Origin of the sequence: Streptomyces mangrovisoli, assembly GCF_000974985.2 — a bacterium.
GTDB lineage: Bacteria > Actinomycetota > Actinomycetes > Streptomycetales > Streptomycetaceae > Streptomyces > Streptomyces mangrovisoli.
The window spans coordinates 61,185-79,930 of record NZ_LAVA02000058.1 but is presented as its reverse complement, the minus strand read 5'-3'; the positions used below and the strand labels follow the sequence as shown (position 1 = coordinate 79,930).

General features: G+C 72.3%; 14 protein-coding genes. 4 read left to right on the top strand and 10 right to left on the bottom strand.

The window, feature by feature from the left end:
• Window positions 1-157 precede the first annotated feature (157 nt).
• From pflA to adhE, 3 genes are all read right to left on the bottom strand, one after another.
• Window positions 158-982: a pyruvate formate-lyase-activating protein gene (pflA, locus tag WN71_RS23915; protein WP_420856522.1), complete on the bottom strand. Its 825-nt coding sequence runs from the start codon at window positions 980-982 to the stop codon at window positions 158-160.
• Between the two features lie 76 nt (window positions 983-1,058).
• Window positions 1,059-3,323, bottom strand: coding sequence for a formate C-acetyltransferase (gene pflB, locus WN71_RS23910; RefSeq protein ID WP_046588053.1), 2,265 nt, complete (start codon window positions 3,321-3,323; stop codon window positions 1,059-1,061).
• A gap of 52 nt (window positions 3,324-3,375) precedes the next feature.
• Complete coding sequence (adhE, locus tag WN71_RS23905) at window positions 3,376-6,078, bottom strand: bifunctional acetaldehyde-CoA/alcohol dehydrogenase (RefSeq protein ID WP_046588052.1); 2,703 nt, start codon at window positions 6,076-6,078, stop codon at window positions 3,376-3,378.
• A 448-nt stretch (window positions 6,079-6,526) separates the two neighbouring features.
• On the opposite strand from adhE, the gene WN71_RS40075 reads away from it, so the two are divergent.
• A complete protein-coding gene (locus tag WN71_RS40075) occupies window positions 6,527-7,504 on the top strand; it encodes an STAS domain-containing protein (protein ID WP_167382952.1) in 978 nt (325 codons plus the stop codon).
• A gap of 167 nt (window positions 7,505-7,671) precedes the next feature.
• Window positions 7,672-8,151 carry a DUF5994 family protein gene (locus WN71_RS23895; protein WP_240529735.1) on the top strand — a complete coding sequence of 160 codons (480 nt, stop codon included), beginning with the start codon at window positions 7,672-7,674 and terminating at the stop codon, window positions 8,149-8,151.
• A gap of 133 nt (window positions 8,152-8,284) precedes the next feature.
• Here the strand turns inward: WN71_RS23895 and WN71_RS23890 are convergent, their stop codons facing one another.
• From WN71_RS23890 to WN71_RS42845, 7 genes are all read right to left on the bottom strand, one after another.
• On the bottom strand, window positions 8,285-8,899 hold the full coding sequence (locus tag WN71_RS23890) for a TetR/AcrR family transcriptional regulator (protein ID WP_046588051.1): 615 nt from the start codon (window positions 8,897-8,899) through the stop codon (window positions 8,285-8,287).
• Between the two features lie 151 nt (window positions 8,900-9,050).
• Window positions 9,051-10,226, bottom strand: coding sequence for an acyl-CoA dehydrogenase family protein (locus WN71_RS23885; RefSeq protein ID WP_046588050.1), 1,176 nt, complete (start codon window positions 10,224-10,226; stop codon window positions 9,051-9,053).
• Between the two features lie 132 nt (window positions 10,227-10,358).
• Window positions 10,359-11,531, bottom strand: a complete 1,173-nt coding sequence (locus WN71_RS23880; RefSeq protein ID WP_046588222.1) for an acyl-CoA dehydrogenase family protein — start codon at window positions 11,529-11,531, stop codon at window positions 10,359-10,361.
• Window positions 11,532-11,607: 76 nt separating this feature from the next.
• Window positions 11,608-13,662, bottom strand: a complete 2,055-nt coding sequence (locus tag WN71_RS23875) for an acetate--CoA ligase family protein (RefSeq protein WP_046588049.1) — start codon at window positions 13,660-13,662, stop codon at window positions 11,608-11,610.
• Window position 13,663: 1 nt separating this feature from the next.
• Entirely contained in the window at window positions 13,664-13,855 is a 192-nt protein-coding gene (locus WN71_RS23870) for a ferredoxin (protein WP_046588048.1), read from the bottom strand.
• 73 nt (window positions 13,856-13,928) lie between these two features.
• On the bottom strand, window positions 13,929-15,326 hold the full coding sequence (locus WN71_RS42315; protein ID WP_052743096.1) for an NADH-ubiquinone oxidoreductase-F iron-sulfur binding region domain-containing protein: 1,398 nt from the start codon (window positions 15,324-15,326) through the stop codon (window positions 13,929-13,931).
• The gene (locus WN71_RS42845; protein ID WP_143074867.1) at window positions 15,323-15,766 is read right to left on the bottom strand and encodes a hypothetical protein; all 444 of its coding nucleotides are present in this window, start codon (window positions 15,764-15,766) and stop codon (window positions 15,323-15,325) included. The genes WN71_RS42315 and WN71_RS42845 overlap by 4 nt, the downstream gene beginning before the upstream one ends.
• Window positions 15,767-16,223: 457 nt before the next feature.
• Here WN71_RS42845 and WN71_RS23855 point away from each other — a divergent pair, with 457 nt between their 5' ends.
• Together WN71_RS23855 and WN71_RS23850 are read left to right on the top strand one after the other, a co-directional pair.
• A complete protein-coding gene (locus tag WN71_RS23855) occupies window positions 16,224-17,399 on the top strand; it encodes an aromatic ring-hydroxylating oxygenase subunit alpha (protein ID WP_046588042.1) in 1,176 nt (391 codons plus the stop codon).
• A gap of 221 nt (window positions 17,400-17,620) precedes the next feature.
• Window positions 17,621-18,745, top strand: a complete 1,125-nt coding sequence (locus tag WN71_RS23850; protein ID WP_046588041.1) for a polyamine ABC transporter substrate-binding protein — start codon at window positions 17,621-17,623, stop codon at window positions 18,743-18,745.
• The last annotated feature ends 1 nt before the right edge of the window (window position 18,746 follow it).

Genomic DNA, 18,746 nt, shown 5'->3' with positions numbered 1-18,746 from the left:
TCCCGGAACACTATTCCGCTCTCCGGTCGCCCCTTGCGGGTACTCCGATTTCTTTCCGAAGTCTTCGATCGGTGGCACATGATGACTGCTGAGCAGCCGTGCCGCCGGGTGTTCCCGGGAACGGGACATCAGCGCAAGCCGAATACCGAGGACGAGTTCACACCGCGTTCAGGCCGTGGGACGCGAAGATGGATCGGGCCTCGGCGACCTGGGCCGCGGTGGGGGTCGGAGTGTCGGCCAGGGTGAATTTCTTGCCCAGTTCCGCCCACTTGGCGGCGCCGAGTTTGTGGAAGGGCAGGACGTCGACGCGGGTGACATTGCCGAGGGACGCGGCGAAGGCGGCGACTCCCTCCACGTTCTCCTCGGGATCGGTCAGGCCCGGCACCAGGACGAAGCGCACCCACACCTCCTTGCGCAGCGCGGCCAGGCGGCGGGCGAAGGCCAGGGTCGGCTCCAACTGCTGCCCGGTGAGGCGCAGATAGAGCTCGCGGTCCCAGGACTTGATGTCGAGCAGGACCAGGTCGACGCTCTCCAGCAGCCGGTCGGAGGCGCGGGCGCCGAGGAAGCCGGAGGTGTCCAGGGCCGTGTGCAGGCCCAGTTCGTCGTGGACGCGGCGCAGGACCTCGCCGGCGAAGTCCGGTTGGAGCAGCGGCTCGCCGCCGCTGATGGTGAAGCCCCCGCCCGAGGCCCGGATGAAGGCGACGTACTTGCGTGCCTCCTCGACGACCTCGTCGGCCGTGGTGCGCTGCCCGTTGCGCATTTGCATGGTGTCCGGGTTGTGGCAGTACAGACAGGCCAGCGGGCAGCCGGCGAGGAAGCAGACGAAGCGGGTGCCGGGCCCGTCCACCCCGGTGGACAGGTCCCAGGAGTGCACCGACCCGCTGACGGCGCCGTCGTCGCGCGACGCGGCGGCCTGCTCGGCCGGACTGTCGGCGCCGACGGGGACGAGGGGCAGGAGAGCGCCCGGCTGGATCACGCTCACGACGACGCCTCCTGGCGTGGTGACGGAAGGACGGCCCCGGGGAGCGCGGATCGGAGCTCCCCGGGGAGGACGGCGGCTACAGCGAGCCGTGGAAGGTACGGCTCAACACGTCGAGCTGCTGTTCCCGGGTCAGCCGCACGAAGTTGACCGCGTAGCCGCTGACCCGGACGGTCAGCTGCGGATACTTCTCCGGATGCTCCATGGCGTCGACCAGCGTGTCCCGGTTCAGCACATTGACGTTCATGTGGAAGCCCTGGCAGGTGACGAAGCCGTCCAGGACGCCCGCGAGATTGCGGACCCGGTCCTCGGGGGTGCGGCCCAGCGCGTCGGGGGTGATCGTGTTGGTCAGCGACACCCCGTCCTCCGCCTGTTCGTAGGGGAGTTTGGCGACCGACAGCGCGCTGGCGACATAGCCGTGCGTGTCACGGCCGTTCATCGGGTTGGCGCCCGGGGAGAACGGCTCGCCTGCCCGGCGCCCGTCGGGGGTGTTGCCGGTCTTCTTGCCGTAGACCACGTTGGAGGTGATGGTCAGCACGGACTGGGTGTGCTCGGCGCCCCGGTAGGTGGGGTGCCGGCGCACCTTGCGCATGAACTCCTCGACCAGCCACACCGCGATCGCGTCGGGCCGCTCGTCGTTGTTGCCGTACGCCGGGAACTCGCCCTCGGTGCGGTAGTCCACCACGAGCCCGGTCTCGTCCCGCACGGGCGTCACCCGGGCGTACTTGATCGCCGAGAGGGAGTCCGCGGCGACCGAGAGACCGGCGATGCCGCACGCCATGGTGCGCCGGATGTCCCGGTCGTGCAGCGCCATCTCCAGCCGCTCGTAGGCGTACTTGTCGTGCATGTAGTGGATGACGTTGAGGGCGTGGACGTAGGTCTCGGCCAGCCACTCCATCTGCTGGTCGAGGCGGCCCACCACCTCGTCGTAGTCCAGCGTCTCGGCGGTGATCGCCCCGGTGGCGGGGCCGACCTGCGCGCCGGACTTCTCGTCCCGGCCGCCGTTGATGGCGTACAGCAGCGTCTTGGCGAGGTTGACCCGGGCGCCGAAGAACTGCATCTGCTTGCCGACCTCCATCGCGGAGACGCAGCAGGCGATGGCGGTGTCGTCGCCGAAGCGCGGCCGCATCAGTTCGTCGGACTCGTACTGGAGGCTGGAGGTGTCGATGGACACCTGCGCGCAGAAGTCCTTGAAGCCCTGCGGCAGCGCCGGAGACCAGAACACGGTCATGTTGGGCTCGGGCGCCGGACCCAGGTTGTAGAGGGTCTGCAGGTAGCGGAAGGAGGTGCGGGTGACCAGGGTGCGGCCGTCCGAACCGATCCCGCCGATGGACTCCGTCACCCAGGTCGGGTCGCCGGAGAACAACTCGTCGTACTCCGGTGTGCGCAGGAAGCGCACGATCCGCAGCTTGATGATGAAGTCGTCGACCAGTTCCTGGGCCTGGCTCTCGTCCAACACCCCCGCGTCGATGTCCCGTTGGAGATAGACGTCGACGAAGGTGGAGGTGCGGCCGAGCGACATCGCCGCGCCGTTCTGCTCCTTGACCGCCGCGAGGTAGGCGAAGTACAGCCACTGGATCGCCTCGCGGCCGGTGCTCGCGGGGCCGGAGACGTCGTGCCCGTAGGACGCGGCCATCGTCTTCAGCTCGCCGAGCGCCCGGATCTGCTCGGAGACCTCCTCGCGTTCCCGGATCACCTCCTCCAGCCGGTCGGGGTCGCGCGGCATGGCGTCCAGGGAGGCCTTCTCCTCCTCCTTGGCGGCGATCAGCCGGTCCACGCCGTACAGCGGCACCCGGCGGTAGTCGCCGATGATGCGGCCGCGGCCGTAGGCGTCGGGCAGGCCGGTGACGATGCCGGCCTTGCGGGCCGCCCGGATGTCCGGGGTGTACGCGTCGAACACCCCGGCGTTGTGGGTCTTGCGGTACTCGGTGAAGACCTTCTCCAACTCGGGGGAGACGGGGTAGCCGTATGTCTTCAGGGCACCGGCCACCATCCGCCAGCCGCCGTAGGGCATGATCGCCCGCTTCAGCGGGGCGTCCGTCTGGAGGCCGACGATCAGGTCCTTGTCGCGGTCGATCCAGCCCGGCGGGTGGGCGGTGATGGTGGACGGGACGTCGTAGGACACGTCCAGCACACCCTTGGCGCGCTCCTCCGGGAAGAGATCGGTGATCTTCTTCCATACGGCCGTGGTGCGCTCGGTGGGGCCGGCCAGGAAGGAGGCGTCACCCTCGTAGGGCGTGTAGTTCTGCTGGATGAAGTCCCGTACGTTGATCTCGTCCCGCCACAGTCCTCCCCGGAAACCGTCCCAGGAGCTGCGGAGCGACCGCTGCTGCTGCGTGGTCATGGGTGCACGACTCCTTCGCGTTGCTCGGTTGCTCGGTTCGACGGCACGGGGCTCACACCGCGTCGCCGTAGAAGGCCGTGCGCATCAGCTCCTGCATGTCGTCCAGCATCGGCAGCCGCGGGTTGGCGGGTGCGCACTGGTCCTCGAAGGCGTTCATGGCCTGCTGGGGCAGCGCGTCCAGGAAGGCCGCCTCGTCGACCCCGGCGTCCTTGAACGACCGCGGGATGCCGACCTTCTCGCGCAGTTCCTCGATCGCGTGGGCGAGGGACTCCACGCCCTCCTCCGGGGTGGCGGCGGGCAGGCCCAGCATCCGGGCCACGTTCTGGTACCGCTCCGGCGCGATGTAGCGCTCGTACTTCGGCCAGCCGGTGACCTTCCTCGGCGCCGATCCGTTGTAGCGGATCACGTGCGGCAGCAGCAGCGCGTTGGTGCGGCCGTGGGCGACATGGAAGGTGGCGCCCAGCGTGTGCGCCATGGCGTGCACCACGCCGAGGAACGACGACCCGAACGCCATGCCCGCGATGGTGCCGGCGTTGTGCATCTTCTCGCGCGCGATCGGGTTGTTCGGCCCGTTCAGCACGGCCTGTTCGATGTTCTCGAAGATCAGCCGGATGCCCTGGAGCGCCAGTCCGTCGGTGAAGTCGTTGGCGTACACCGAGACATAGGTCTCCAGGCAGTGCGTCAGCGCGTCGAAACCGGAGTCCGCGGTGACGGCCTTCGGCAGGAACGTGGTGAGCACCGGGTCGCAGATGGCGACGGTCGGGGTGAGCGCGTAGTCGGCCAGCGGGTACTTCTGACCGGTCGCGGTGTCGGTGATGACGGCGAACGGGGTGACCTCGCTGCCGGTGCCCGAGGTGGTCGGGATGCACACCAGATCGGCCTTCTGCCCGAGGTCGGGGAAGGTGAACGCCCGCTTGCGGATGTCGAAGAACTTCTCCTTGAGGTCCCCGAACTCGATCTGCGGGTGCTCGTACATCAGCCACATCACCTTGGCCGCGTCCATCGGCGAGCCGCCGCCGAGGGCCACGATGGTGTCGGGCTGGAAGTGCCGCATCATCTCGGCGCCCGCGCGCACGGTGTCGATGCTCGGGTTCGGCTCGACGTTGTCGATGACACGGACCTCGCAGGGCTCGCTGCGGCGGCGCAGCACGCTGCGGATCCGCTCCAGGTGGCCGATCTCGACCATGGTCTTGTCGGTGACGACGACGACCTTGCGGCCGCCGCGCATGTCGGCGAGGTACTTGATGGAGTCGCGCTCGAAGAAGATCTTCGACGGGATCTTGAACCACTGCATGTTGTTGTTCCGTCGCCCGATCCGCTTGACGTTGATCAGGTTGAGCGCGGTCACGTTGCCGGAGACCGAGTTGCCGCCGTACGAGCCGCAGCCCAGGGTCAGCGACGGCATGAACGCGTTGTAGACGTCGCCGATGCCGCCCTGCGAGCTGGGCGCGTTCCAGATCACCCGGCAGGCCTTCATGGCGTGCCCGTACTGCTCGGCGAACGCGGCGTCGGCGGTGTGCACGGCGGCCGAGTGGCCCAGGCCGTTGAACTCGACCATCTGCGCGGCCAGTCGTACGCCCTCGTCCCGGCTGTTCGCGCCCAGCACCGTGAGCACCGGGCAGAGCTTCTCGCGGGTCATCGGCTCGTCCACGCCGACCTCGGAGGCCTCGACCAGCAGCACCGTGGTGTCCGCGGGCACCTCGAAACCGGCGCCCTTGGCGATGGCGACCGCGCTCTGTCCGACGATGGAGGCGTTCAGCTGGGCACCGGCGCAGTTGCGTCCGCCCTGCTGCTCGGCACCCACGCCGAACACGTACTGCTCCAGCTTGGCCTTCTCCTCGGCGTCGACCTGGTACGCCTTGAGCTTGCGGAACTCCGCGAGCGCCTCGTCGCGGATCTCCTGGTCCAGGATCACCGCCTGCTCGGAGGCGCACACCATGCCGTTGTCGAAGGTCTTGGACAGCACCACGTCGTTGACCGCGCGCTTCACGTCGGCGGTCTTCTCGATGTACGACGGCACGTTGCCGGCCCCGACGCCCAGCGCCGGCTTGCCGCAGCTGTAGGCGGCGCGGACCATCGCGTTGCCGCCGGTGGCCAGGATCGACGAGACGCCCGGGTGGTTCATCAGGGCGCTGGTGGCTTCCTTGGAGGGCGTCTCGACCCACTGCACGCAGTGCGCGGGGGCGCCGGCCTTCACGGCGGCGTCACGGACGATCCGGGCGGCCTCGGCGGAGCAGTTCTGCGCGGCCGGGTGGAAGCCGAAGATGATGGGATTGCGGGTCTTCAGCGCGATGAGCGCCTTGAAGATCGTGGTGGAGGTGGGGTTGGTGACGGGGGTGACTCCGGCGACCACGCCGACGGGCTCGGCGATCTCCACGATCCCGTCGATGTCGTCGCGGCGGATCACGCCGACGGTCTTCACGTCCCGCATGGAGTGCGTGATGTTCTCGCACGCGAAGATGTTCTTGACGGCCTTGTCCTCGAAGACACCGCGCCGGGTCTCCTCCACGGCCATCGCGGCGAGCCGGGTGTGCTGCGCGAGCGCGGCGAGGCTCGCCTTCTTCACTATGTGGTCGATCTGTTCCTGCGTGTAGTCGGCGTATTCCCGAAGCGCTTCCAGGCCGCGAACCACCAACTCGTCGACAGCGAGCTCGACTTCGTGCGGTTCGGTGGGGGTGGGGGCAGCAGTGGCGGCCGGCGTTGCCTTGCCGCTCGCAGAGGTGTGCTGGCCGTCCTTGGCGCGGCGGCTGGTCATGGGTTCACCTTTCGTCTTCGGCACACCGAAAGCGCCGGGGCGCTACGGATCCGGTGTATCTCCAGTCTCGTACCGCCCAGCGGATTGCGCAGTGGGACATCGGTACCTTGAACAGGGCCGTTCGTCCTCGATGTACCGGGGCCCTCCGACGCGCCGTGCGCACGGCCCGAGCGGGCCACGAGGGCGCCACCAGGCAGGACGCCGCGTGCGGCCCTGCCGCGAAGGTCCCGGCCCGTGCGGGCGCGGGCGGCGTACCGTTGACGTACCGAGGGCATCACGCACTCCGGCAGCCGCGCCGGGGCGTCCCCGGCGAGAGGCGAGTCCGCGTCGCCCTCCGGTCGGCGCGGAGACGGGTCGGCATCATGTCCACCGCGGTCGGCGCGAGTGCGCGCATCTTCCCCGCGGCCACGGCATCGCGCATCCGCACCGGCCCGTGCCGCGGGGAGGAATGATGTTCCCCGCCCGGCTCGACCTCCTGCGACGGGACCAGGGGGAGCGGTCGCTCGTCACGCTCTGCGGTGACATCGGACCGGCCACGGCACCGCTGCTGCGGGCCGCGTTGGAGCGCTGTCTGCTGGACGGCGCCACCGTCATCGACGTCGACCTGACCCTGGTCGGGTCCTGCGATGCCAGGGGCCTGAACGTCCTGCTCACGGCCGCACGGCGGGCCGGCCGGGCGCACGCCACGCTGCGGCTGCACCACCCGTGCGCGCAGATCGCCCGGCTGCTGACCGTCACCGGATCCGCCCCTCGGCTTCTCGCGGCCCCGGGGACCCGCGTGCCGCAGGTCCGGTTCGAGAGCCCGGCGGGCGCCGGGGCGCGTGCGCCTCGGGAGCCCGCTCGCCGACGGGAGCGGCCGGTCCTCAAGGACGGGATCCGCCTGCGGCGGCTGACGCGTTGGCAGGCCGAAGCGGCGCGCGAGGACATCGCGGACCTGGCCGCGGAGTCCCTCACGGGTGCCTCCGCCACGGTCTGCCACGACCGGGAGGACTTCCTGCGGCGCCTGACGGTCAGCGCCCATCACCCCGGTTTCGCGCTGCTGGTGGCCGAGACGACGCTGCTGGTCGGGTGCGCCTTCGGTTTTCCGGTGGGTCCGGACGACCGCGCCCGGCCGGGGTTCGTCGGAGTGCTCCAGGAAAGCGTCCAACGGTCCACCGCCCGCTCGCGGTTCGTCGTCCTCACCCAGGTCGTGGCCCACCCGCACGCTCAGCAGCGCGACATCGCGCGCAGGCTGCAACAGCGGCTGCTGACCGAGCTGGACGCCCCCCTGGGAGTCGCCCTGTTCCACCCCGCGGACTCCGCGGGGCAGGCCGCCTTCGCGTCGTGGGGGTGGCAGAACATGGGTGAGTTCGTGGGGCTGCCCGGCGCCGTGGCGCCGTGCGTGCTGATCCTGCCGAGGGAAGGGGTGCCGTCGGCGGTCCGGTGACCCTGGGTCCTGCCCTCCGGCCGCGAGGTCCGGCGCGATGCCGTTCCCTGCGACAGGGCGTAATCTGACTGTCACCGAGAGCTATTCGGGCGCACCGCCGGGGTGCCGCCGTTCCCGGCGAGTGACAGACCAGGGCAGCCGGAAGCCGCCTGGAACGGGATCGCGCGATGGACGCCATCACCCAGCCCGCCGAGGGCACACCGCAGGACGACGCGGCGACCTACCGGATGCCGCTGCCCCGGCTCCGTCTCGCGCCGGGCGCCGGGCACGGCCCGACGGGCGGCGCGTGGTGGCCGCGCTGCGACGCGCTGGAGCTGGAACTGCCCGCGCTGCTCGGCTCGTTGGACCCCGGCGCGGTCACCGGCGTCACCCGCGTCACGGTGGGGACCGCGGCCTGGCCCGACGCGCCGCGGACCGTGATGGCGCCCGGCCACGCGATCGACGTGGTCCTGAGCGATCTGCCCGCCGGGGCCCACGCGATCACCGTGGACTGCGGCCCGGCCGGGCTCTGGAACCTGCTGGTGATCCCGCCGGACGAACGGGCCGAGGTGGCGGGCCGGCTGCTCTCCGCCGCGGCCACGGCGGACCGGCCGCCGGCGGCGGACACCGGTGTGGCGCGTGAGGGGCGGCTGCCGGACTCGGCCTGATCCGTGGACGTCGCCTCGACCAGCGGCACACGGCACGGCACACGTACCGAATGCGCGCCGGCACACGTACCGAACTCGCGCACGGCACACGTGCCGAGCGGCCCGCGCGTGGCACATGTGGCCGACCGGTTCCTCAGCCCGCCGGGACCGCCGTCGGCAGGCCGAGAGCCGCGGCGATGTGGCGCCAGATGGCGGCGAGGGCCTTGTCGAGGGTCACGGCGGGGTCGCGCAGCATCACGCGGATGCCGTAGCCGTCGCTCAAGGACAGGACGAGGGTGGCGAGTTCGTCGACGTCGGTCGCTGTGAACTCGCCGGACTCGATGCCCCGCCGCACCGCGCCGCCCACCCACGCGTGCAGTTCGGCGTACAGGTCCACCGCGAACACCCGGGTCGACTCGTCGCGCAGCGCCCGGACCCACAGCTCCTGCCACAGGCGCCAGTCCTGGTGCAGTACGGCGTCGGTCGGCAGCAGGCTGCGCACGATCCGGGCCAGGACGACCGCCGCCGGCGCCGTCTCGGCATCGCGCTCCACATCGAGGGCCGTGTTGGCGAAGGAGTGCGCCATCGCCTCGGTGAACAGCTTCTCGCGGGTGTCGAAGTGGTAGTGCAGCAGGGCGGTGGACACACCGGCCCGCTCCGCGACCATGCGCATCCGGATCTTCTCGAAGCCGATGTCCGCGATGGCCTCGCACGCCGCGGTCAGGATGCGCTCGCGCGTGTCCGCCGTGCCGCGCACCTTGGTGGGCACCCTGCGACTCCCCTCGTCAGGCGGTCGTACGCCGCCGCCATTGTCCCTCACACCCGCGCCACCCGCGCCACGGCCTCCGGTGCCGGCCGTGGCGTGCGGACGTGGGAAGGCCCCGGGCCGGCGTGCGGCCCGGCGCCCCGGTCGGCGGGGGTCAGCGGGTGACCGGCAGGTCCAGCACCCCCGTGCCGCGCTTGATCAGCTCGTTGGCGATGATCAGCCGTTGGATCTCGGAGGTGCCCTCCCAGATCCGGTCCACGCGCAGCTCCCGGTAGAGCCGCTCCACGGCGTACGCGCGGTCGTAGCCCCGTCCGCCGTGGATCTGGAGGCACCGGTCGATCACGCGGCCCGACGCCTCGCTCGCGGCGAGCTTGGCGACGGACGCCTTGGCGTGCAGGGTCTTGCGGTCCTCGGGACCGGCCTGGTCCACCTCCCAGGCGACCTGGTGGGTGTAGGCGCGGTTGACGGCGATGTCCACGGCGCAGTCCGCGAGCATCCCCTGCACCAGTTGGTACGTCGCGATCGGCGCGCCGAACTGCTCGCGCTCCACGGCCCAGTCGCGGGACAGCTCAAGTGCCCGCTCGGCCGCGCCGACGGTCCGGGCCGCGATCATCAGGCGCTCCTCGGTGAACCAGGAGCGGGTGATGTCGTACCCCTCGCCGATGCCGCCGAGCACGGCGTCCTCGTCCACCTGCACATCGGTGAACGTGAACTCGGGGTGCTCGTAGACGAAGGTGTGCATGAAGCGCGGCACGCGCGTCATCTCGATGCCCGGGGTGTCCTTGTCGACGAGGAACAGCGTCGGGGCGCGCTCCGGACCCGCCGCCGCGAGGACGATCATGAAGTCCGCGTGATCGCCGACCGTCACGAACCACTTCTCGCCGTCGAGCACCCACCCCCGCTCGTTCTTCGTGGCCGTGGTGGCGATGTTCTGCGGATCCGAACCGGCGCCGCGCTCGGTCACCGCGTAGCAGTCGCGGCGCTCCCCCTTGATGACCGGGACCAGGAAGCGTTCGCGCTGCTCGGGGGTGCAGAACCGCAGCGCGTTCGCCGGTCGCCACACCATGTCCCACAGGGCGCCGGTGAGCCGCCCCAACTCCTCCTGCACGGTGACCTGTTCGGCGATGGTCAGGCCCGCTCCGCCCCACTCGGCCGGCATGTTGACGGCCTGGAGGCCCGCGTCCAGTACGGCGTCGCGGATCTCGGCGTGCGCGGCGGCGGGCAGCCCGTTGTTCTCCTCGCACCGCGTCTCGTAGGCGGTGATGAAGTCGGTGAGGGCACGCGCGTCGGCCTTGAGCTGAGCCTGGCGCGGGGTGAGGCGGAAGTCCATGGAAGTCCTCGCTGTGTGGTGGTGTGCGGAGGTGGGCCGGGCCGACACGCGGAGTCGTCGTGCGGGATCGACGTGCGGGGCCGTCGTGGCGGCCGAGTCGAGGCGCGCCCGGGACGGTCGCGGCGGCGGGTGTCAGTGCGTGGGGAGCGCCAGCACGCCGGTGCCGCGCTTGATCAGCTCGTTGGCGATGATCAGCCGCTGGATCTCGGAGGTGCCCTCCCAGATCCGGTCCACGCGCAGCTCCCGGTAGATGCGCTCGACGGGGTAGGAGCGGTCGTAGCCGCGGCCGCCGAAGATCTGCAGACACCGGTCGGCGACCCGGCCGGCCGCCTCGCTGGCGGCGAGCTTGGCGGTGGAGGCCTTGGCGTGCAGGGTCTTGCGGTCGGGGTGCGGCTGGTCGGCCTCCCAGGCGACCTGGTGGGTGTAGGCGCGGTTGACGGCGATGTCCACGGCGCAGTCCGCGAGCATCCCCTGGATCAGCTGGTACGAGGCGATCGGGGCGCCGAACTGCTCGCGCTCCACGGCCCAGTCGCGGGCGAGTTGCAGGGCCCGCTCGGCGGCGCCGACGGTGCGGGCGGCGATCATCAGCCGTTCGTCGGTGAACCATTCCTTGGTCAGCTCGTAGCCGTTGCCGACCCCGCCGAGCACGTCCTCGTCGGCCACGAAGACGTCGGTGAAGGTGAATTCGGGGTGCCCGTTGACGGCGGAGTGCATGAAGCGCGGCACACGGGTCATCTCCACACCGGGTGCGGCCTTGTCCACGAAGAACAGCGTCGGCAGCCGCTCGGGCCCCGCGTCCGCCTGCACCAGCAGGAAATCGGCGATGTCGCCGCAGGTCACGAACCACTTCTCGCCGCTCAGCAGCCAGCCGCCGGCGGTGCGGGTGGCCGTGGAGGTGCCGGAGCCGGGGTCGGAACCGGCACCCGGCTCGGTGACCGCGAACGCGTCGAACTTCTCCGCGCGGATCACGGGCAGCAGGTACTTCTCGCGCTGCCGCTCGTCGCCCTGGGCCAGCACGTTCGCGGGCCGCCAGGGAATGTCCCAGAGGCAGTTGGTGGCCTTGCCGAACTCCTCCTCGACGATGACCTGGTCGAGCAGGCTGAGCCCGGCGCCGCCCCATGCGGCGGGCATGTTGATGGCGTAGACGCCGGCGTCCATCGCGGCCCGGGTCAGCTGGGCGACCAGCTCCCGCGGCAGCGGACCGCCGGCCCGCTCGGACTGGTCCTCGTGACGCATCAGCAGCCGGGCGTACCCGGCCGCGCGCCGCTTCAGGTCGGACTGTTCGGGGGTGTAGCGCATGTCCATGGAGACCACCACTTCGGTCGAGGGAGGGCGAGCGGGGCTTGCGGGGCGCGCACGTGAGCGCCGAGGGGCGGATCACTCAGTCGCGTACGGCCCGCGCGTCCAGCGCGAGCGCGCCGTGCGGACCGACGAGCAGGGGGTTCACCTCCAGCTCGGCGATCTCCGGGTGGGCGGCGGCGAACGCGGTGATCGTCTCGACGGCCTCGGCGGCCGCGCCGACATCGACGGCGGGCCGGCCGCGCACCCCGTCGAGCAGAGCGGCCGTGCGCAGCCCGCGCAGCAGACGCAGGGCGCGCTCGGCGGTCACCGGCGCCAGCGTGAAGGCGACGTCGCGCAGCGACTCGGCGAGCACCCCGCCCAGGCCGACCATCGCGACCGGGCCGAACCGGGGGTCGCGCTGGACGCCGACGATCAGCTCGATCCCGCCGGACACGTCGGCCATGGCCTCCACGGAGTGGGCGGTCGCGCCGAGCCGGGCCCGCATCTCCCGGAAGGCGGCCAGCAGTTCGTCCCTCCCGGCCAGTCCCAGTGCGACGCCGCCCGCGTCGGACTTGTGCAGCAGATGCAGGGCCTTGAGGACGTACGGCCCCGGGAACTCGGCTGCGGCGGCCAGTAGTTCGGACTCGTCGTGGATCTCCCGCGCCGCGGGGAAGGCCAGTCCGGCCGCTTCGAGAGCCGCCCGGATCCCCATGTACCCGGTCTCGTCCAGCGGCGCGGCCGGCCGGGGCAGGGGCACGACACCGGGCACGGCCACACCGTCCACCGAGGCGGCGAGAGCGCGCGCGGCGTCCTCGGTCGCGTCGAAGACGGGGATGCCGGCGGCCGCGAGGGCGCGGCAGCTGGGGGAGTGGGGGTACATCGACTGCACCACCAGCGGCTTGGCGACGGTCCGTTGCCGGGCGGCGATGAGCCGGGCCGCCTCCCGCTCGCCGTCCGCCAGCGCCGTACCGCCACCGCCGAGTCCGCCCTCGGAGGCCGCGTAGCCGCCGAAGTAGCCGGTCATCAGGACGGCGTCGATCTCGTCGGCGGCCAGCAGTTCGGCGACGGTCGCCGCGTAGGAACCGGGGTCCTGCTCGCCCATCCCCGCCAGGTCCACGGGGTTGGCGACCGCCGACTGCTCCCACAGCACCTCGCGCAGCCGCTCCCGGGCCGGGGCGCCGAGCTCGGGCACGGCCAGGCCCGCGGCCTCGACGGCGTCGGCGGCCAGCACGCCGTGGCCCCCGCCGTCGGTGAGCACGGCGACGCGGCGGCCGGCCGTTCGCCGTGCGCCGTGCAACGCGGCCAGGACGACGGTGAGTTCGCGTGGGGTGGCGACGAGTTCCACACCGGCGTCGCGGCAGGCCGCCGTCACCACGTCGGCGGAGGTGGTCAGCGCCCCGGTGTGCGACTGCGCGCTGCGCGCGGAGGCCGCGCCGCGTCCGGCGGTGAGCAGCACGACCGGTTTTCCGGCCGAGGCCGCGGCCTCGGCGAAGGCCCGCCCGTCCGCGAAGTCCTCGGCGTACACCGCGACCGCCCGGGTGCCGTCGTGGCGGGCGCAGTCGGCGAGCAGGTCGACGAGGGTGACGTCGGCCTGGTTACCCAGCGACACGAAGCGGGAGAAGCCGAGTCCGTGCGGGGCGAAGCGCAGTTGGAGTTCGAGCGCGAGGTTGCCGCTCTGGCTCAGCAGCGCGATGCCGCCGGGCGCGAAAGTGTCGGAGGCCAGGTGGAGGTCGGTCGAATTGTCGGCGATGCCGAGGCAGTTGGGGCCGACCATGACGGCGCCCGCGGCCCGTACCCGTTCGGCGACGGCCTGTTGGCGTGCCCGGCCTGCGGCGCCGGTCTCCGCGAACCCGGCGGTGATCGCGACGATCGCGCGTGCCCCGCACTCCAGGGCCTCGTCGACGGCCGCCTCGAACCCGGCGGCGGGCACGCAGACCACGGCCAGGTCGACCGGTTCGCCGATCGCGCTCAGGGTGGGGGCGGTGGCGCGGCCGAGTACCGTACCGCCGCGCCGGTTGACCAGGTGGACGGGCCGTCGGCCGTCGGCGCGCACGGCCTGGGCGGCGATGGCGTGGCCGTATTTCGCGGGGTCGTCGCTGGCTCCGACCACGGCGACGGAGACGGGGTCGAAGAGCGCCGAGAGGTCGCGTCCCACGTCACTTCACCAGCTTCAGCGCGGAGTTGGGGCAGGCGGCGACGGCGGCCGCGGCGGCGTCCTCGCCGCCGGGCGGCACGGAAGCGGCCAGGATCCGCGCGTAGCCGAAGTCGTCGAGGTCGATCAGCTCCGGCGCCGGTTCGTGGCACAGGCCGTAGCCCTGGCAGCGGGTGGAGTCGAGCAGGAGTTTCATGGTGCGGCCCCTTCTGGAGGTCTTCTGGACGTCTTCTGGAGGTGACGGCGAGCGGAGCGGAGGCGGGCGTGGGTCAGGGCACGGTCACCGAGAACCGGAGCCCGTCGGCGGCGGCCGGGCCGGCGCATCGGGGGCAGCCCCGGGACCCGTGCTCGTCGAGACGGCCGGGGAAGTGGTCGAGGAGGCTGGCGGTGATCCGCGCGGCGGCGTCCAGCAGGCCGCAGGCCCCGCGTCCGGGCAGCTGCCGGGCCCAGCGCAGCAGCTTCTGGGGTGTGTCGGGGTCCGCCGTGCCCCGGGTCACGGCGGACAGGGCTCCGGAGAGCGCGCCGGTGCCCGAGACGCACACCCCGCACTGCCGGGCGCTCTGGGCCGCGAGATACGCGGTGGCCTCGGCCGCGACGCCGACCGGACAGTCTTCGGGGCGCAGGAAATGCAGCGCCCCGCAGCCGAGCGCGCCCCCCGCGGCGCGCAGCCCCTCGTGGTCGAGCGGGAGGCCGGTCCAGCCCGCGCCGTGCAGCCCGCCGAACAGCCCTCCAAGGAGCACGGCGGCGGCCTCGCCGTGCCCGCAGGCGGCGGCGAGCGCGCCGAGCCGGGTGCCGGCGGCCACCTCGACCAGCGCCGGACGGCCGTGGGACCCGGACAGGGTCACCAGATGGGCCCCGGTGACCTGGGTCGCGGCGTCCGGCCACGCGTGCAGCAGGGCGACGCGGGCCAGCGTCTCGACGTTGGCGACCAGCGTGGGCGCGCCGCCGACCCCGCGCTCGAAGGGGCGCGGAGGTTTGGCCGTCGGCAGCGCCGGGCCGCCGTCGATCCGCCGTACGACCGCGCTCTCCTCCCCGGCGACGTAGGACGGCGCCGTGCGGACGACGTCCACGCGCGGGCCGTCGTCGTGGGGCCACTCGGCGAGGGCGTGCCGTACGGCCCGCTCGGCGGAGGCGTCGGAGAGGTAGACGCAAGCCCGCCCCGCACCGGTCATGGCCGCGGCCAGGCGCAGGCCGTCGAGGACCAGGTGCGGCCGGTGGCGCAGCAGCCAGCGGTCCTTGACGGAGCCCGGTTCGCCCTCCTCGCCGTTGGCCACGACGACGGGCACGCCCGGAGCGTCACGGACGGCGCGCAGTTTGACGGCGGCGGGAAATCCGGCCCCGCCCCGGCCGCGCAGGCCCGCGGCGGCGATGCGGTCGAGCAGCGCGTCGGGCGCGGCCACGGGGGCGTACCCGCCGACGGCCGTGTACCGGGACACGTGCTCGTAGGAGCCGTAGGAGCCGTAGGAGCCGTAGGAGCCGTAGGAGTTGTACGGGTCGTAGGAGTTGTACGAGTCGTACGAGCCGTCCGCGCGGCCACCCTGATCCCGGCAGCCGCACGACCCGCCGGGCTCGTACGACGTGCGCGTGGAGGGGTCGCGGTGCGTGCCGGGCGGCGGGGTCAGCAGGCCGGGCCACCCCTCCGGGAGGAGGGAGATCACGCCGGTCACCGGGTGTTCCGCCGCTCGCCGCCGCGGGATCGAAGCCGGTCCACCGCGCGTTCCAGGGCCTGCCGCTGGGCCGCCGCCCGCTCGTAGCCGGGGCCGGGCAGGCCGATCAGCATCCGGTGGTGGTCGAGGACCACCTCGCCGGCCAGCAGCGCCGGCGCCGGATCGGCCGGGGTCGGCTCCTCGGCGGCGGACACGACGAGATCGGTGACCTCGCCCAGATAACGGAGCCAGCCGCGCTGCGTGCCGCGCAGCACCAGCCGCTCGACGTGCCGCCGCTCGGCGGCCACGAGGACCGGGGGCGGGCCGTCGGCCGCGGGTGAGGTGCCGGCCGCGGGCGGACCGCCGGCCGCCGGGGCCCGCAGGGCCGCCACGGCGGCCGGCAGCTCCTGTTCGGGCTCCGGTGTGAGACCGAGCCATGCCAGATGTCGGCGAGCTCTCATGGGGTGCCTCCGGGGGCGCTCCCGCCCTCGACGGGAGCGGGGTGGCGCGGCGACGGCGGGAAGGGGATGCTCCGCCGCTCGCGGTGCGGGGTGGGGAGCCGTGCGGAGTGCCGGCCGGGGGCCGTGTACCGCGTGCCAGGGATGCGGGGCCGCAGATCAGCGGCGCGCGGGCGGCCCGGACGCCCCACCGCTGTCCCCGCGGGGTCGCGGCCCGGCCACCTGACAGCGAGACTAACTAACTAATTAGTCAGCCCACAAGCCTTGACTTGACACCGCGCCGGTCCCAATCTGACTAACCAATCAGTCAGCCCGATCGACCGAGGCCGCCACGCCATGCACGTCATGCACGTCATGCACGCCACCCACGGCAACCCATGGCCGGGCGCGGCAGCCCACGGCCGGCCCCTGCCGTAGCCTCACCGCCCATCGCCGCCCCGTGCGGCGCGGAGGAGGACCCATGAATCCCTCGACCACCGAAGCGGCCACCGCGCCGCACGGACCGCCGAGCGAGCAGCCCGATCACCCCGGCGAGGCCCTCCCCGCCCGCTACTACACGGACCCGGCCATCGCGGCCGCGGAGACGGAACGCGTCTTCGCCACGTCCTGGCAGCTCGTCTGCCACGAGTCCGACCTGCCCGGACCGGGCGCCCGGCTGACCGCCACGGCCGCGGGCCGGGAGGTCCTGGTGGTCCGCACCGAGGACGGCGCCCTCGCCGCCCATCTCAACGTCTGCCGCCACCGGGGAACCCGCCTGGTCACCGGCCCGGAGCCGGCGGGCAGGGCGATCCGCTGCCCGTACCACGGCTGGACCTACAAGCTCGACGGACGTCTCGTCGGCGCTCCCGAGGCCCGCCGGATCCCCTGCCTCGACAAACCCCGGCTCGGACTGCACCCGGTGAACGTCGAGTCCTTCCTCGGCTTCGTCTTCGTCAACCTCGACCTGGAGGCCGTACCCCTCGCCGAGTCCTGCGCCGGACTCGCCGAGGCCGTCGGCCACTACGCCGGGCCCGGCCTCACCCCGGTCGGCAGGCACCGCATCCACGACGCCGCCGGCGGCGAGCAGCAGAACGCCAACTGGAAGGTGATCGTCGACAACTACCTGGAGGGCTACCACGTCCCCGTCGCGCACCCCGCGCTGATGCGGCTGCTCGACTACCAGGCGTACACCGTGGACGTGCGGGAGCACTACGTCCTGTTCGAGTCGCCGCTGCGGGACAAGCCCTCCTCCAACTGGACGGAGCGGCTCTACCAGCGGCTCGCGACCTCGATGCCGGGGCTGACCGAGGCCGACCGGCGGGTATGGCGCTATGCAGTGATCTACCCCAACACGCTCATCGACTTCTACCCTGACCACGTGCTCGCGTGGACCGCCCTGCCCACCGCCCAGGACCGGGCGGCGATTCCGGGCGCGTTCTACACCCGGCGCGGGGAGAGTCTGCGGACCAGGATCGCCCGCCGGCTCAACATCCACATCGGCTGGGTCACCAACGACGAGGACGCCGAGCTCGTCGAGCGGGTGCAGGCGGGCCTGTCCACGCCCGGCTTCGAGCCCGGACCGCTGTCGCAGCGCGAGGCCGCCGTCGGCTGGTTCGCCCGCCGGATCCGCCGGGACCTGGAGGGGGACGGCCGGTGACGCCCCGCGACCCCGGGGCACAGACCCGGCGGCCCGGCGCGTCCGCGCCCCCGCCCCCGCCGGCCGGCTTACCCCGCCTGCGCTGACGCCCGTCCGCCCCCGCACCTCCACCCGCACCTTCCCCAGACCGGTCTTCACTACGGAGTCACAGGGCCTCCGTGAGCCGACCAGCCGGTCCCGCCCTGGACTGCCGTGCCGTTCCTCGACGGAGAGGACGCTCCATGTCCCCCGAGGTACCACCCTCGACCCGACGCGCCCTGCTCAGGGCGGGCGCAGGCGGCCTGCTCGGCGCCGCGGTCGCGGGCTGCGGGTTCATGCCCGCCAAGACGCCCGACGCCAAGGACCTGGCCCCGCCCCGCGCCCGCGTCGACGGCGATCTCGTCTACTTCAACTGGGCCGACTACGTGGACCCGTCGGTCTTCAAGGGCTTCGAGAAGGAGTACGGCGTCAAGGTCGTCCAGTCGAACTTCGACTCGATGGAGGGCATGGTCGCCAAGCTCAACGCGGGCAACCGCTACGACGTCATCTTCCCCAGCGCCAAGTGGGCCCAGCGCCTCGCCCGCGGCGGCCGCCTGCGCCGTATCGACCACTCCCAGATCACCCGAGCCAAGGACGTGTTCGGCGCCTACCCCTACTTCGCGGACCCCTGGTACGACCCCGGCTCCGCGCACACCGTGCCCTTCACCGCGTACAAGACCGGCATCGGCTGGCGGCGCGACCGCCTCGGCGACCTGAGCGGATCGTGGCGGGACCTGTGGAACGACGCGGCGCGGGGCAAGGTCTTCCTGCTGGACGACCGTGACGAGGTCCTCGGCATGGGGGCCCTGGAACTCGGCCTCGACGTCAGCACCGGTGACTCCGGCGACCTCGACCGCATCACCCGCCTGCTGGCCGGCCTGCGTCCGCGGCTGCGCGGCTTCTCCAGCGACAGCTACAACAACCTGCTCAACGGCAACGCCCTGATGACGCAGGCCTGGAGCGGTGACATGGCGGCCATGCTCAACCAGGCCAAGGACCCCTCCGTGTTCGGCTTCGAGGCGCCCAAGGAGGGGACCCCGATCAACTCCGACTGCTACGCCATCCCGTGGAACGCCCCGCACCCCGGCACCGCGATGCTGTTCATCGACTACATGCTGCGGCCGGAGAACGTGAAGAAGAACATCGAGTACATCGGCTACCCCATGCCGGTGGCCGGCTCCGAGAAGGTCTACGCCGCACTCGTCGAACCCTTCCCCGAGTGCCTGGTCACCGAGGCCGACCTGAAGGCCGACCTGTTCTTCCGCAACGGCAGCCGCACGGCGGAGGACGCCCGTGACACCGCCTGGACCCATGTGAAGGCGGGCTGAG